The sequence below is a fragment of the Salmonella sp. A29-2 genome (assembly GCF_020150755.1).
GTDB lineage: Bacteria > Pseudomonadota > Gammaproteobacteria > Enterobacterales > Enterobacteriaceae > Salmonella > Salmonella enterica.
Genome location: NZ_CP083731.1, coordinates 3,255,135 through 3,270,013, shown reverse-complemented (window position 1 = coordinate 3,270,013; position 14,879 = coordinate 3,255,135). Strand labels below are relative to the sequence as shown.

The window sequence follows — 14,879 nt, the reverse complement described above, 5'->3', positions numbered from 1 at the left end:
AAGAGGCAGCTTGAAAGATGAAGTGTATATAAGCCTTTATCATTGGAGGATGATATGGATATGTCACTGGCCGAGGACGCTCAGGAGACGATGGCAACGCTTGCTCCCGATCGCTTTTTCTTCATGTCGCCGTATCGCAGTTTTACCACTTCCGGGTGCTTCGCCCGTTATACCGAGCCTGCGGTTGCCGGCGATTCGCCGGATAGCCCTTTCCAGCAGAAATTGCGCCAGCAGTTTGCCGAGGCCAAATCGCAGGGCATCGCCAACCCTATCCTGGTGGGGGCGATCCCCTTTGATACTCGTCAGCCGTCGTCGCTATTTATCCCGATGGCGTGGCAGTCCTTTTCCCGCCAGCAAAAGCAGCGCACGGCGCGTTATTTTACTGACCATCAGTCGCTGACGGTGACGGCGCGAAAGGCGATTCCGGAGCAGGATGCTTTTGAAGCGATGGTCGCACGCGCGGCTATGCTGACCGCCACGCCAGACGTCGATAAAGTGGTGCTTTCCCGGCTGATAGATATCACCACTGATGTGGCGGTGGATAGCGGAGCATTGCTGGAGCGGCTGGTTGCGCAGAATCCAGTTAGTTACAACTTCCATGTGCCACTGGCGGATGGCGGCGTTCTGCTGGGCGCCAGCCCCGAATTGCTGCTACGCAAAGAGGGCGAGCGGTTTAGTTCGCTGCCGTTAGCAGGCTCGGCACGTCGACAGCCGGATGACGTTCTGGATCGCGAGGCGGGAAACCGACTGCTGGCTTCACAAAAAGATCGCCATGAACATGAGCTGGTGACGCAGGCGATGAAGCAGATCCTGCGCGATCGCAGCACGGAACTGCAATTACCTTCCTCTCCGCAGTTGATCACCACGCCGACGCTATGGCATCTCGGTACGCCGTTTGAGGGCAAGGCCAACGCCGGAGAAAACGCGCTGACGCTGGCCTGTCTGCTGCATCCAACGCCTGCGTTAAGCGGTTTCCCTCATCAGGTCGCGAAAAAGCTGATTGCTGAACTGGAACCGTTCGATCGTGAACTGTTTGGCGGCATTGTCGGCTGGTGCGATGCCGAAGGAAACGGCGAGTGGGTAGTGACGATTCGTTGTGCGAAATTGCACGGTAATCAGGTGCGCCTGTTCGCTGGCGCCGGGATTGTCCCTGCCTCTTCGCCAGTCGGCGAGTGGCGGGAAACCGGCGTCAAGCTCTCTACGATGTTGAACGTTTTTGGACTGCATTAAGGAACGATGATGCGTATACCTTTCACCCGTTGGCCGGATGAATTTGCCCGCCGTTATCGTGAAAAAGGCTACTGGCAAGACGTGCCGTTGACCGATATTCTGACCCGCCACGCTGACAGCGACAAGACGGCGGTCATTGAAGGCGAGCGCGCATTCAGCTATCGCCAGCTCAACCAGGCCGCAGATAATCTGGCCTGCAGTTTACGCCGTCAGGGCATCAAACCTGGCGAAACCGCTCTGGTGCAACTGGGGAATGTACCGGAACTGTATATCACCTTTTTCGCCCTGTTGAAGCTTGGCGTAGCGCCCGTTCTGGCGCTGTTTAGCCATCAACGTACCGAACTTAACGCCTATGCGATGCAGATCGCGCCGACGCTGGTGATCGCCGATCGCCAACATACGCTGTTCGCCGGGGAGGACTTTCTCAACACGTTTGTGGCTGAACACCGCTCTGTGCGGGTGGTGTTATTGCGCAACGACGACGGCGATCACAGCCTGGACGCGGCGATGAGGCAGGCGGCGGAAGATTTCACCGCCACGCCATCACCTGCTGACGAAGTGGCCTACTTTCAGCTTTCCGGCGGTACTACCGGCACGCCAAAGCTTATTCCCCGTACCCATAACGACTATTACTACAGCGTGCGCCGCAGCAATGAGATTTGCGGTTTCAACGAGGAGACGCGTTTTCTGTGCGCGATTCCCGCCGCGCATAACTACGCCATGAGTTCGCCGGGCGCGCTGGGCGTTTTTCTCGCCAAAGGAACGGTAGTGCTGGCGACCGATCCCAGCGCCACGCTCTGTTTCCCGCTGATCGAAAAACACCAGATTAATGCCACGGCGCTGGTGCCGCCCGCGGTCAGTCTATGGCTACAGGCTATCCAGGAGTGGGGCGGCAATGCGCCGCTGGCGTCATTAAGGTTATTGCAGGTCGGCGGCGCGCGGCTTTCTGCGACGCTGGCCGCCCGTATTCCGGCTGAAATTGGCTGTCAGTTGCAGCAGGTCTTCGGCATGGCGGAAGGGTTAGTGAACTATACCCGGCTGGACGATAGTCCGGAACGGATTATCAATACCCAGGGAAGACCCATGTGTCCGGACGACGAAGTGTGGGTGGCGGATGCTGACGGGAATCCACTGCCGCCGGGCGAGATTGGTCGTCTGATGACGCGCGGCCCCTATACTTTTCGCGGCTATTTCAACAGTCCGCAACACAATGCCAGCGCCTTTGACGCCAACGGTTTTTACTGCTCCGGCGATCTGATCTCCATTGATCAAGACGGTTACATCACCGTTCACGGGCGTGAAAAAGATCAGATCAACCGGGGCGGCGAGAAGATAGCCGCCGAAGAGATAGAAAACCTGTTACTGCGCCACCCGGCGGTGATCCATGCGGCGCTGGTCAGCATGGAAGATGAACTGCTGGGAGAAAAAAGTTGCGCATATCTGGTGGTAAAAGAGCCGCTGCGAGCGGTACAGGTACGCCGTTTCCTGCGAGAGCAGGGCGTGGCGGAATTTAAATTACCGGATCGCGTGGAGTGCGTTGCGTCACTGCCACTGACGCCGGTTGGTAAAGTCGATAAAAAACAATTACGCCAGCGGTTGGCGTCACGTTCACCGCTCTGAAGGAGAAAGAGAGATGGCCATTCCGAAACTACAGTCTTACGCGCTGCCCACCGCACTGGATATCCCGACCAACAAAGTGAACTGGGCATTTGAGCCGGAGCGCGCTGCGCTGCTCATCCACGATATGCAGGATTACTTTGTCAGCTTTTGGGGCCGCAACTGCCCAATGATGGACCAGGTGATTGCCAATATCGCCGCTCTGCGCCAGTACTGTAAGGAACATCATATCCCGGTCTATTACACCGCTCAGCCGAAAGAGCAAAGCGATGAAGATCGCGCGTTACTCAATGATATGTGGGGGCCGGGACTGACGCGCTCTCCGGAACAGCAGAAGGTGGTAGAAGCCTTAACGCCGGATGAGGCGGATACGGTGCTGGTGAAGTGGCGCTATAGCGCGTTTCACCGCTCGCCGCTGGAACAGATGTTAAAAGATACCGGACGTAATCAGCTCATCATTACCGGCGTGTATGCGCATATTGGCTGTATGACCACCGCTACCGATGCGTTTATGCGCGACATTAAGCCGTTTATGGTGGCGGATGCGCTGGCGGATTTCAGCCGGGAAGAGCATCTGATGGCGCTGAACTATGTGGCGGGGCGTTCAGGTCGCGTCGTCATGACTGAATCGCTGCTGCCGACGCCGGTTCCTGCCAGTAAAGCGGCGCTGCGGGCGTTGATTCTGCCGTTGCTGGATGAGACCGACGAGCCGCTGGATGATGAAAACCTGATTGATTATGGCCTGGATTCAGTACGCATGATGGGGCTGGCGGCGCGCTGGCGTAAAGTACACGGCGATATCGACTTCGTGATGCTGGCGAAAAACCCGACCATTGACGCCTGGTGGGCGCTGCTTTCTCGCGGGGTAGAGTAATGCCCTGTATTGATTTTTCAGACAAAACGGTATGGGTGACCGGGGCGGGGAAAGGGATCGGTTACGCGACGGCGCTGGCGTTTGTTGACGCCGGGGCGCGGGTGATCGGCTTCGATCGCGAATTTACGCAAGAGAATTATCCCTTTGCTACCGAAGTCATGGATGTGGCGGATGCCGCACAGGTTGCGCAGGTGTGCCAGCGTGTGTTGCAAAAAACGCCGCGGCTGGATGTGCTGGTCAACGCCGCCGGTATTTTGCGTATGGGAGCGACCGATGCGCTTAGCGTCGACGACTGGCAGCAGACATTTGCGGTCAATGTGGGCGGGGCATTTAACCTGTTTTCGCAGACGATGGCGCAGTTTCGCCGTCAGCAGGGAGGGGCGATTGTCACCGTAGCCTCAGATGCGGCGCATACGCCGCGTATCGGTATGAGCGCCTACGGCGCCTCTAAAGCGGCGCTGAAAAGCCTGGCGCTAACCGTAGGGCTGGAGCTGGCGGGCTGTGGGGTGCGCTGTAATGTGGTGTCGCCCGGTTCGACCGACACCGATATGCAGCGCACGTTATGGGTAAGTGAAGATGCCGAACAGCAGCGCATTCGCGGTTTCGGCGAACAGTTTAAGCTCGGCATACCGCTCGGTAAAATCGCCCGTCCGCAGGAGATAGCCAATACCATTTTGTTTCTTGCCTCCGATCTGGCCAGCCACATTACCTTGCAGGATATCGTGGTGGACGGCGGTTCAACATTGGGAGCCTGACGATGATCTGGAAACGGCATTTAACGCTGGATGAATTGAACGCTACCAGTCAGAACACGCTGGTGGCGCATCTGGGCATTGTTTACACCCGTCTGGGCGATGACGTGCTGGAGGCGGAAATGCCCGTCGATGCCCGCACTCATCAACCGTTTGGTCTGCTACATGGCGGCGCATCGGCAGCGCTGGCGGAGACGTTAGGATCAATGGCGGGTTATCTGATGACCCGCGACGGGCAGTGCGTGGTCGGGACCGAGTTAAACGCCACCCATCACCGCGCCGTCTCGCAGGGGAAAGTACGCGGCGTTTGCCTGCCGCTGCATCTGGGGCGGCAGAATCAAAGCTGGGAAATTACGCTCTTTGACGAGCAGGGGAGGCGCTGCTGCACTTGTCGCCTGGGAACGGCGGTAATGGGATAGTTCTGGCAAAGTAAAATGCAATTGCAGCATTAACGAAGAAAGGAAGTGATCTGGTTAACACTGTAATGTAAAAAATGGGTAACGATCCGGTTTTATCATGTTGTTGTGTTGTTAATTACGGTAAAGGTGTTATAGAAACAAAATGTAACATCTCTCTGGAACACCCAAACGGACAACAACTATGAATAAATCAGGGAAATACCTCGTCTGGACAGCGCTCTCAGTATTGGGTGCGTTTGCCCTGGGCTATATTGCGTTAAATCGTGGGGAACAGATCAACGCGCTATGGATCGTGGTGGCGTCGGTCTGTGTCTATCTAATTGCGTATCGTTTTTATGGGCTCTATATCGCCAAAAAAGTGCTGGCGGTTGACCCAACGCGTATGACGCCCGCGGTACGTCATAATGATGGTCTGGATTATGTCCCGACCGATAAGAAAGTGCTGTTCGGTCACCATTTTGCTGCCATTGCTGGCGCAGGTCCGCTGGTCGGGCCGGTACTGGCGGCGCAGATGGGCTATCTGCCGGGGATGATCTGGCTGCTGGCGGGCGTTGTGCTGGCGGGAGCGGTGCAGGACTTTATGGTGCTGTTCGTCTCGACCCGGCGCGATGGGCGTTCGCTTGGCGAGCTGGTTAAAGAGGAGATGGGCGCGACGGCAGGGGTGATCGCGCTGGTAGCCTGCTTTATGATCATGGTGATCATTCTGGCCGTCCTGGCGATGATCGTGGTGAAAGCGCTGACCCATAGCCCGTGGGGAACGTACACTGTCGCGTTCACTATTCCACTGGCGATTTTTATGGGCATCTACCTGCGTTATCTGCGTCCGGGGCGCATCGGCGAGGTGTCGGTCATTGGGCTGGTATTTCTTATTTTCGCTATTATTTCCGGCGGATGGGTGGCGGCAAGCCCAACCTGGGCGCCGTACTTTGATTTTACTGGCGTGCAGCTTACCTGGATGCTGGTGGGGTATGGTTTTGTCGCGGCGGTACTGCCAGTCTGGCTGCTGCTCGCGCCGCGTGATTACCTATCTACCTTCCTGAAAATTGGTACGATTGTCGGTCTGGCGGTCGGGATTCTGATTATGCGTCCGACGCTGACTATGCCGGCGCTGACCAAATTTGTTGATGGTACCGGACCGGTCTGGACGGGCGACCTGTTCCCGTTCCTGTTTATTACCATCGCCTGCGGCGCGGTCTCCGGTTTCCATGCGCTCATCTCCTCCGGCACGACGCCGAAGATGTTGGCCAACGAAGGCCAGGCCTGCTTTATCGGCTACGGCGGGATGTTAATGGAATCTTTCGTCGCCATTATGGCGCTGGTCTCGGCCTGTATTATCGATCCGGGCGTTTACTTTGCGATGAATAGCCCGATGGCGGTACTGGCGCCAGCGGGGACTGCGGATGTCGTGGCTTCTGCTGCGCAGGTGGTCAGTAGTTGGGGTTTCGCTATCACGCCGGATACGTTACACCAGATTGCCAATGAAGTCGGCGAACAATCCATTATCTCCCGCGCAGGCGGTGCGCCAACGCTGGCGGTAGGGATGGCCTACATTTTACATGGCGCGTTGGGCGGCATGATGGATGTGGCGTTCTGGTATCACTTCGCCATTCTGTTTGAAGCGCTGTTTATTCTGACGGCGGTGGATGCGGGTACCCGTGCGGCGCGCTTTATGTTGCAGGATCTGTTGGGCGTAGTGTCGCCAGGGCTGAAACGTACCGATTCGCTGCCAGCGAACCTGCTTGCTACGGCATTGTGCGTGCTGGCGTGGGGGTATTTCCTCCATCAGGGCGTGGTCGATCCGTTGGGCGGTATTAACACCCTGTGGCCGCTGTTTGGCATCGCTAACCAGATGCTGGCGGGCATGGCGCTGATGCTTTGCGCCGTGGTACTGTTCAAAATGAAGCGTCAGCGTTATGCGTGGGTCGCGCTGGTGCCAACGGCCTGGCTGCTGATTTGTACGCTGACGGCGGGCTGGCAGAAAGCGTTTAGTCCGGATGCGAAAATCGGCTTCCTGGCCATTGCCAATAAGTTCCAGGCGATGATCGACAGCGGCAATATTCCGCCGCAATACACTGAATCGCAGCTCGCGCAGTTGGTATTCAATAACCGTCTGGATGCCGGGCTAACCATCTTCTTTATGGTGGTGGTCGTGGTGCTGGCGGTCTTCTCTATTAAGACGGCGCTGGCCGCTCTGAAGATTGATAAACCGACGGCGAATGAAACGCCGTATGAGCCGATGCCGGAAAATGTGGATGAGATCGTGACGCAGGCGAAAGGCGCGCACTAATCTTTTTACATCAATAGCCCTCTCCAGAATAAGGAGAGGGCATTTGGATGACAGGTGACAACGATGTTCGATACGCTTTCGAAAGCCGGAAAATATCTGGGACAGGCCGCAAAAATGATGATTGGCGTGCCAGACTACGACAACTATGTGGAACATATGCGCATAACGCATCCGGATCAGACGCCGATGACCTATGAAGAATTTTTCCGCGAGCGGCAGGATGCGCGCTATGGTGGAAAAGGCGGCGCGCGTTGCTGCTGATGGTTGCCAGGCCTGATAAACGCAACGTCACCAGGCTATATTCTGAAAAATTCAACTTTTTCAAACGCCGCACGCAGGGTGTCTGGCGTTAACGTCACCGGTAAATAGTGGATGGATTCGACCGGGCGCAGGGTATGCGCGATTACCCTATCGATCTCGGCGGTGTTATTAATATCCACGTCCAGTTCGCTAAGCCGGGCCGGCAGATGAAATCGCCGGTACGCTGCAATCAATTGCGCCAGCACGTCATCTTGTCCCAGTAGCGCGCTTTGCACCAGAATGCCATAAGCCACTTTCGTTCCGTGCAGGAATTTTTCCGTTTGCGGCAGGACGGTCAGACCGTTGTGTACCGCATGGGCGGCGGCGACACGGGTATAGCGTTCCCCAAGGCCGCCGACCATACCGCCGCCAGCGATAATCGCATCCACCACGTCGCAAAATGCCTGGGTCAGCCGACGCTGCTGTTTATCCGCTAATGCTTGTTCGCTGTTGTCCAGCAGGAGATCGCGAATAGCGCACGCGCTGTTAATGCCCAGTCTTACGGTCAAAGGTAACGTTTCAGGCTGCGGCGCAAGCACAACGGCTTCATACCATTTCGCCAGCGTATCGCCAATGCCAGCTAACAGATAGTCATCGGGCGCCTGCAGAATAATGCGCGGTTCGACCAGCACCAGAAAATTGGCATCATCAAAAATTTCGAACTGTAACGCCTGTCCCGCGTCGTTATACCAGACGGAAAGCGGTGTCCAGGCGGCGCAGGTCGCTGCGATGGTCGGGATAGCGACAAACGGCAGCGCCAGACGGCGGGCGAGCGCTTTGGCGGTATCGAGCAGCGCGCCGCCGCCGACGCCTATTACCACCTGACGATCGTCGTTGCAGGCGTGCGCCAGTTGGGCAACATGGCGTTCGCTACAATGGCCGGTAAACTGCAGATGTTTTGCGCCAGCACGTTCAAACGCTTCCGGCAGGTAAGGCCGGGCGGCGGCAATCGCGCGTTCGCCGTACACCCAAACGGCGTGGGAAAGCTGTTCCGGCGTGAAAAAGTCTGTCAGTCTTCCGAGACTTCCGGCATGGGAATAATAATTCGCCGGGCCGGTAACGACGCGGATTTCAGTGTGGTTCATGTTGTGTTGTCCTTAGGGTCTTCTCACCGCTGTTATTATATTTAGACATCTAAACGTCTTGATTGCCAAATACTAACACCCTGTGATAGTGTGTCAATAACCACATCACTGGCGGGTATGAAGATAATGAGAAATAACCCACTGATTCCAAAAAGCAAATTGCCCAATCTTGGCACCACGATTTTTACGCAAATGAGCGCGCTGGCGCAGAAACATCAGGCAATAAATTTATCGCAAGGCTTCCCTGATTTTGATGGTCCTTCTTATTTGCACGAGCGGTTGGCTTATCATGTCGCGCAGGGCGCGAATCAATATGCGCCGATGACGGGCGCGCAGGCGCTGAGGGAGGCCATAGCCGATAAAACGGCGGAAATATATGGTTATCGACCCGATGACGTAAGTGATATCACCGTCACAGCGGGCGCGACAGAAGCGCTGTATGCGGCGATTACCGCGCTGGTGCGGGCAGGGGATGAGGTTATCTGTTTCGATCCCAGTTACGACAGCTATGCCCCGGCCGTGGCGCTTTCCGGCGGCGTGTTAAAACGCATAGCGCTTACGCCGCCGCATTTTCGCGTCGACTGGCAGGCGTTTTCGGCGTTGCTTAGCGAGCGCACGCGACTGGTGATCCTCAATACGCCGCATAATCCCACCGCTACCGTCTGGCGCCAGGCGGATATCGAGGCGCTGTGGCAGGCTATCGGCGAGCGGGAAATTTATGTATTAAGCGATGAAGTGTACGAACATATTTGTTTTGCCGCCGAAGGTCATGCCAGCGTACTGGCGCACCCTCAGTTACGAGAGCGGGCGGTTGCCGTTTCATCGTTTGGTAAAACCTTTCATATGACGGGATGGAAGATTGGTTACTGCGTTGCGCCTGCGGCCATTAGCGCCGAAATCCGCAAAGTTCACCAGTACCTGACGTTTTGCGTCAATACGCCGGCGCAACTGGCGCTGGCGGATATGCTGCGCGCCGCGCCGGAACACTATCGCGCGTTACCCGATTTTTACCGGAAAAAACGCGATGTGCTGGTTAACGCGCTGGCGCAAAGCCGATTAAAAGTGCTGCCCTGTGAAGGTACCTATTTTCTGTTAATCGATTACAGCGCAGTGTCGACGCTAAATGACGTTGAGTTTTGTCAGTGGCTAACCGAAGAAGTCGGTGTCGCCGCTATTCCGCTTTCTGTCTTTTGCGCCGCCCCTTTCCCGCATCAGCTTATACGTTTATGTTTCGCTAAACAGGAATCAACGCTGCTGGCCGCCGCAGAGCGCCTGTGTAAACTGTAGTTATTTAACCGTCCACGCTCTGGAGAATCGACGGTCTGCAAAAAGCTCCTGCAGGCCGTTGATCTGTTTCAGGCGCAGGACTTCATCGGCGTCCATACCTAACTCCTGGCCGATTTTGCTCTCGTCCCAGCCTAGCAGAGAAAGTTCGCGCACGATTTCTGACATGGCGTGGATCTGGTGACGCCCGCGCGCGCGGTTATGCCGAATGGTTGCCGCCATGCGTTCGTGACGTTCTCTGTCCAGACACGTTATCGGCAGGTAGCCTTTCAGACGCCTTTTCAGGGCCGCTTTTCCTTTGCCCAGCTCATGACGGTGAAAACCGTCCACAATCTCGTACTCCTCGGCATCGGCCTTTACCACCACGATCGGCTGAGTAAACCCATCTTGTTCAATCGATTTAAGCAGCAGTTTTTTCTCGGGCGGCGCAACGTTATTCGGGTTGTAGTCATTAGGCGAAATATGATCGTTTTTCACCCACAGGACACAATCGACAGGCTCATCGCGAAAAGGACTAACGCTATGTATCGCCATTCTAAATTCATTAATGGCGGCGATCCTCTCCTCTTCAGGCAGTTCAGAGAGAAAGTGAGTTATTTCGGCTGTGAGTCGGTGTTGCATAAGATCCCCCATTCCTGGCGTTTAGCTTTCATACGTTCGTTATAACGCTGGTAATTCTTAGGTTTTGTCGGACTAAATGACAGCGCCCGGCACCAGTAATCATTGTTCAGTAATACTTTGCAGATCCGTCGCCATGACGGAATATCGCGCGATCCGATATCGCCATGCTGCGTCTGTGGAATAGTGTTCATGCCTTTTTTCTTATACCACTGCAAATAAACGGCGATTTTATTACGGTAATGTTCGGCAGTGACTTCAGGCATACTGTGTAGCAGGAGCAGCGCGTACTCTTCCCAGTTAAGGTGATCGGGTTTTAAAATTTTCCGGTGGCCATAAAAATGGCTGTCTTGTCCGGCGTATATTCCTCCGCTGAGTGCGCCGCTGACTCTGGCGCACATGGCCGCCCAGCGCTCAGGTTCGATAACATGATACAGCCATAACCCTTGTCGTTGTTCCGGGCCGAACGGTTCGCAAATACGCATGTAGCGGGGCGGTACGCCAGCCTGATACATCAAATTATACAAAGGGTTACAGGGTTTACCTGTTTTGGCGAACCAGGTCCAGATATCTGCGGTTTTCCAGTCATAGATGGGATAGATATACCAGGTGTGCCCCTTAGGGGCTAACGTGGTCCAGGGCTTATCGTCGGCAAAGCGCAGCTTATGCGAGTTAGCGATAGCGGCAAATCGGTTATAGGATTCGTCGGAACGAATACCGACCAGCATAGCGGCAGGACGTTTTTCTGAAAACCAGTCGGCAAAATCGCGAACAAACTGTTCAAAGGTCATGCCTTGTTGATAAAAGGAAAAAAAGGCCGGATCGGTAATCGCATTTTCTGGCGGTTGTCGTACCCAGTCGGCACCCGGCTGCCAACACTGCCACTCCGGCTGGTATTGTGAAAGGGAATTTTGTGTGGTTAAGGGTAATGCGACCCAATAAAAACGCTCAATAACGTCCGCGTAGTATTCACGTAACGATTCAATATAGGTGATGGTACAGGAGAATTGCGCTTCCCAGTCAATGAAGAGAACGTGGATCTTTTTATTCATTTTGCGCGCCAACGTTGCCGTCAGGTGCAGCATAAGTCCTGAATCTTTACCACCAGAAAATGAGACGCAGACCCGGGGTAAGGTTTCCAGGGTCCACATTATACGCTCTTGAGCCGCTTCCAGAACATTTTGCTCAAGCGGAACTTTATAAACCGACATCTCTGGATAGTCTCCGATGTGTTAACTACAGTATATTCGAAATAATTAACATAAAGGATAAGCGGATTAGATGAACTTGCAATGCTTTATTATATTTGCTAAATAAATACATTATGTAGACATATACATTGAATTTATATTACCTCCCTCTTGGGCCTTCTTATTAATACTTTTTTGTGATGTGCTCAATGAGCTCAGCAAATCCGCTATTATTCAGCGAAGCTCTATTATACATAAGATAGAGGGGGTTAGCAGGAACAGAAAAAGGTGTGGAAATTTGTCTAAGCTTAACCGTGGGTTGATAATAATCCACAATAATCTTAGGTAAAAAACCAATAAGATCTGTCACGCTAATCGCATTGGCAATAGTGATAAGCGACTTACTTTTAAAGCCTATAGTTCTTTCTGCTAATACATGATTAAGGAAAGTCTGATGCTCTTTTACTGCGGCATCATCGGCGGCGATGAGATGAGTAAAAGTTTCTTTCAGCAGTTCTTCAACGCTTACGCTCTCTCGCAATCGGGGATGGTTTTCACTGCAAACCAGAACGCATTCCACCCTATAAAAGTGCGTACAAACAATGGAGCGATTACTGATCGGCGACATCGAGAGGACAATATCTGCTTTACGGTAGGCGAGAAGATCTTCAGGAGATTCTTCCGTTCCCAAAATGTCGTGATGTTCAATTTCAATCTGTGGGTCTTTACGCAGATATTTCATCAGTTCCAGTAATTGTTTCGTTATCAACAATTGTGGGCTGTAGATAATAAACTTTTTCTTCAGGCTGGACTGATTCATTATATTAATAGTTTGTTCCAGGCTGTTAAGGTTATTTTCTAAATGATAATGTAAATTAATGCCTGTTACGGTAGGCGTAATTCCTTTACCTGAACGAATAAATAGAGGGTCGTTGAATTGCGTGCGCAGGCGTTGCAATGACTGGCTTACGGCAGAAGGTGTAATATAGAGTGTTTCTGCTGCTTTGCTAATGCTTAAATGTTGATAGATACATTCAAATATAACCAACAAGTTAAGATCAAATTTTTTAAGGTCGTAAAGGTTAGCCATAGTATCTTCCCGGCATCATCATGGTATCTTCCATGATTATGACTTAATCTCAATAATTTACCAGAGTTATGTTTATTAAACTTAATGTAGAGTTTATTTAAACTAAAATACCACAGTTATGAATATTTTAGCGAGTAAATAATCACAGTAAAGGCGGACATAACGTACACTTTTATAATCACGCCGTTAGTCTAAAAAGGCTGTGCCGGATGACATGCTGGTCTGGCGTCGCGTTAATGCCGGGAGGAGGTTGGCCCGACAAACGCAGCGCTATCGGGCGGGGTACGGTTAAGCTTCTGCTTTGCTAATTTCTGCGTTAAGGCTGCCCCATCATGGCGTCCAGTTGCGCTTTTTCTGGTAAACCCACAACCTGTTGCAAAATCTTATCTTTATTCATGTAATAAATTGCTGGCGTCGCGTTAGCGCCAAGATCGTCCATTAACTGCTGATTCTGGTTAATGACTTTCATCTGCGCCGGGGGGATGGACGCCGGAACCTCCAGCTTCATCTTTCCTGCGGAGGCTTCATAGTCATGCCAGGTTTTCGCCGGGTCTTTCGCGGTTAAAATCGCTGCGGCTGTGGCCGGGCTTTCCGGTTTAATCACCCCGACCAGTAACGTACGTAATTGTACCTTGCCGGATTCGACCCACGGGCGAGCTTGCTGCCAAAACTGCTTACAATAGGGGCAGAAAGGGTCGGCGAAGACATACAGCACCACCGGCGCGTCTTTTTTACCGTCGAGTATCCATGACGCTTTTTCCATTTTCTGCCACATTTCACGTCCGGCCGGTGCATAGATCTCTTTTTCTATCAGGGCGTTGCTAAGATTTTCGCCTTTTTCATTATACATATAGCCGGAAATCGCGTGTTTACCGTCCGGCGTCAGGTAAATGGTGACGCCCATATCCTGATACTTTCCGAGATAGCCCTTCATGCCCCCCGGCGCCTCGAAGGATTTCAGGATAGTTATGCCCTGTTTTTCAATGGCTTTAACTGGCGCAGGCAGTTCTTCCGCGTGGGCGAGAATGGGCAGCATAGCAAGCAGCAATGTACGTTTAATCATATTTTTTCCTTTTAAGATCAAAGCGAAAAGAGTATTAATGATGATGCCTATCACAGACATAGGTAAGAGCTGGCGTGCCGGGATTGCCCTTTCTATGCTGGGGTGATGTAATCCTTTTCGCTGTTACAGCCTTTGTTAAGGTAATGTAGAGCGCAACACTTAGCCAGCATATACGCTATGGATTTCGAGTTGCAGACAATACGTCTGTAATTTGCAAGACGAGTCGTACTGGCTCTGAAGTTACCTACGGGTAGTTCAGGTAATGGGGCCGCCTGTCAGGCGGCCTTTTTACTTTAGATGGCTGACAGGGCGCAGTGTTCACAATGTCGCCCGAATCGGGTTGTTAGTTAACGCTTATTGATTTGATAATGGAAACGCATTAGCCGAATCAGCAAAATTTCGTTAACTTACTCCTCAACGAAAACACGGAGGAAGTATAGATGTCCTTAATTAACACCAAAATCAAACCTTTCAAAAACCAGGCGTTCAAAAACGGTGAATTCATTGAAGTCACCGAGAAAGATACCGAAGGCCGCTGGAGCGTCTTCTTCTTCTACCCGGCCGATTTTACCTTTGTTTGCCCGACTGAACTGGGTGACGTTGCCGACCATTACGAAGAACTGCAGAAGCTGGGCGTAGACGTTTATTCCGTCTCAACCGATACTCACTTCACGCACAAAGCATGGCACAGCAGCTCTGAAACTATCGCAAAAATCAAATATGCGATGATCGGCGACCCGACTGGCGCCCTGACCCGTAACTTCGACAACATGCGTGAAGATGAAGGTCTGGCAGACCGTGCGACCTTTGTTGTTGACCCGCAGGGTATCATCCAGGCGATCGAAGTTACCGCTGAAGGTATCGGCCGTGACGCGTCTGACCTGCTGCGTAAAATTAAAGCAGCACAGTACGTTGCCGCTCACCCAGGCGAAGTATGCCCGGCGAAATGGAAAGAAGGTGAAGCGACTCTGGCTCCATCCTTAGACCTGGTTGGTAAAATCTAAATTTCCGTCGTCTTTCACGCCATAGCTGCGTTGGCGTCGCCTGCTCACCCCGGTCACTTACTTCAG

Annotated in this window: 14 protein-coding genes; 9 read left to right on the top strand and 5 right to left on the bottom strand. The window is 53.1% G+C overall.

What is annotated here, in order from left to right:
- Positions 1 to 54: 54 nt before the first annotated feature.
- The 7 genes from entC to K8W53_RS15980 all read left to right on the top strand — a co-directional run bounded on the left by entC (position 55) and on the right by K8W53_RS15980 (position 7,440).
- The gene (gene entC, locus K8W53_RS16010) at positions 55 to 1,230 is read left to right on the top strand and encodes an isochorismate synthase EntC (RefSeq protein ID WP_000367601.1); all 1,176 of its coding nucleotides are present in this window, start codon (positions 55 to 57) and stop codon (positions 1,228 to 1,230) included.
- A 9-nt stretch (positions 1,231 to 1,239) separates the two neighbouring features.
- A complete protein-coding gene (entE, locus tag K8W53_RS16005) occupies positions 1,240 to 2,850 on the top strand; it encodes a (2,3-dihydroxybenzoyl)adenylate synthase EntE (protein WP_001222447.1) in 1,611 nt (536 codons plus the stop codon).
- Between the two features lie 13 nt (positions 2,851 to 2,863).
- The gene (locus K8W53_RS16000) at positions 2,864 to 3,721 is read left to right on the top strand and encodes an isochorismatase (RefSeq protein WP_001007166.1); all 858 of its coding nucleotides are present in this window, start codon (positions 2,864 to 2,866) and stop codon (positions 3,719 to 3,721) included.
- Complete coding sequence (gene entA, locus K8W53_RS15995) at positions 3,721 to 4,476, top strand: 2,3-dihydro-2,3-dihydroxybenzoate dehydrogenase EntA (RefSeq protein ID WP_020839499.1); 756 nt, start codon at positions 3,721 to 3,723, stop codon at positions 4,474 to 4,476. The genes K8W53_RS16000 and entA overlap by 1 nt, the downstream gene beginning before the upstream one ends.
- Positions 4,477 to 4,478: 2 nt before the next feature.
- A complete protein-coding gene (gene entH, locus K8W53_RS15990) occupies positions 4,479 to 4,892 on the top strand; it encodes a proofreading thioesterase EntH (RefSeq protein WP_000637966.1) in 414 nt (137 codons plus the stop codon).
- A 181-nt stretch (positions 4,893 to 5,073) separates the two neighbouring features.
- Positions 5,074 to 7,179, top strand: a complete 2,106-nt coding sequence (cstA, locus tag K8W53_RS15985) for a pyruvate/proton symporter CstA (protein ID WP_001043108.1) — start codon at positions 5,074 to 5,076, stop codon at positions 7,177 to 7,179.
- 63 nt (positions 7,180 to 7,242) lie between these two features.
- Positions 7,243 to 7,440: a YbdD/YjiX family protein gene (locus K8W53_RS15980; protein WP_000460619.1), complete on the top strand. Its 198-nt coding sequence runs from the start codon at positions 7,243 to 7,245 to the stop codon at positions 7,438 to 7,440.
- A 35-nt stretch (positions 7,441 to 7,475) separates the two neighbouring features.
- Here the strand turns inward: K8W53_RS15980 and K8W53_RS15975 are convergent, their stop codons facing one another.
- On the bottom strand, positions 7,476 to 8,564 hold the full coding sequence (locus tag K8W53_RS15975; RefSeq protein ID WP_017441650.1) for an oxidoreductase: 1,089 nt from the start codon (positions 8,562 to 8,564) through the stop codon (positions 7,476 to 7,478).
- Between the two features lie 126 nt (positions 8,565 to 8,690).
- Here K8W53_RS15975 and K8W53_RS15970 point away from each other — a divergent pair, with 126 nt between their 5' ends.
- Positions 8,691 to 9,851: a pyridoxal phosphate-dependent aminotransferase gene (locus K8W53_RS15970; protein ID WP_001245604.1), complete on the top strand. Its 1,161-nt coding sequence runs from the start codon at positions 8,691 to 8,693 to the stop codon at positions 9,849 to 9,851.
- Here K8W53_RS15970 and K8W53_RS15965 read toward each other — a convergent pair whose 3' ends face one another.
- The 4 genes from K8W53_RS15965 to dsbG all read right to left on the bottom strand — a co-directional run bounded on the left by K8W53_RS15965 (position 9,852) and on the right by dsbG (position 13,809).
- Positions 9,852 to 10,469, bottom strand: a complete 618-nt coding sequence (locus K8W53_RS15965; protein WP_001164751.1) for an IbrB-like domain-containing protein — start codon at positions 10,467 to 10,469, stop codon at positions 9,852 to 9,854.
- Positions 10,442 to 11,677 (bottom strand): phosphoadenosine phosphosulfate reductase, encoded by a 1,236-nt coding sequence (locus tag K8W53_RS15960; RefSeq protein ID WP_052939231.1) that lies wholly within the window; start codon positions 11,675 to 11,677, stop codon positions 10,442 to 10,444. Before K8W53_RS15960 ends, K8W53_RS15965 begins: the two co-directional genes overlap by 28 nt.
- A 163-nt stretch (positions 11,678 to 11,840) precedes the next feature.
- On the bottom strand, positions 11,841 to 12,746 hold the full coding sequence (gene citR, locus K8W53_RS15955) for a DNA-binding transcriptional repressor CitR (protein ID WP_000002487.1): 906 nt from the start codon (positions 12,744 to 12,746) through the stop codon (positions 11,841 to 11,843).
- 316 nt (positions 12,747 to 13,062) lie between these two features.
- Positions 13,063 to 13,809, bottom strand: a complete 747-nt coding sequence (gene dsbG / locus K8W53_RS15950; RefSeq protein ID WP_023224066.1) for a thiol:disulfide interchange protein DsbG — start codon at positions 13,807 to 13,809, stop codon at positions 13,063 to 13,065.
- Positions 13,810 to 14,249: 440 nt separating this feature from the next.
- On the opposite strand from dsbG, the gene ahpC reads away from it, so the two are divergent.
- Positions 14,250 to 14,813: an alkyl hydroperoxide reductase subunit C gene (ahpC, locus tag K8W53_RS15945; RefSeq protein ID WP_000052802.1), complete on the top strand. Its 564-nt coding sequence runs from the start codon at positions 14,250 to 14,252 to the stop codon at positions 14,811 to 14,813.
- Positions 14,814 to 14,879 lie beyond the last annotated feature (66 nt).